This window comes from Vibrio sp. M260118 (assembly GCF_036533755.1).
In the GTDB taxonomy this organism is placed as follows: Bacteria; Pseudomonadota; Gammaproteobacteria; order Enterobacterales; family Vibrionaceae; genus Vibrio.
The window spans coordinates 1-417 of sequence record NZ_JATABG010000728.1; the positions used below are offsets into that span (position 1 = coordinate 1).

Annotated in this window: 1 pseudogene; it reads left to right on the forward strand. The window is 47.2% G+C overall.

Annotated elements, in window-relative coordinates:
• Window positions 1-417: pseudogene (locus QTO00_RS20885) on the forward strand (ABC transporter substrate-binding protein); the annotation flags it as partial.

The following is a 417-nucleotide window of genomic DNA, read 5'->3' on the forward strand; positions in this document are numbered from 1 at the left end:
GGTTATACCTTTGGCAAAAACATGTGGGGGGCGATTGCTACAATGGCGGGTGGCGACAATATTTCAGCCCCATTTGTTGAATGGTGGGGGAAACTCAACCCAGAACAAATAATTGTTGCTAACCCTGATGTGATTGTCATGACGGGGTATGAATCAGGTAGCTCTGACGATGCACTGGTGATGGGGCAAGGGGTTGATGAAGCACTTGCAAAGCAGCGTTTAGCCGGATTTAAACAGCGTATTGGCTGGTCATCTATTGCCGCGGTTAAGAACAACCGTATGTATGCGGCTTACCACGGCGCTTGTCGTACTATTCTCGATGGCGCAATGCTGCAGTTCTACGCTAAAGCAATGTACCCAGAACAGTTTAAAGACTTAGATCCAATGCAAGCCTACTTAGACTTCTACGCTAAATAC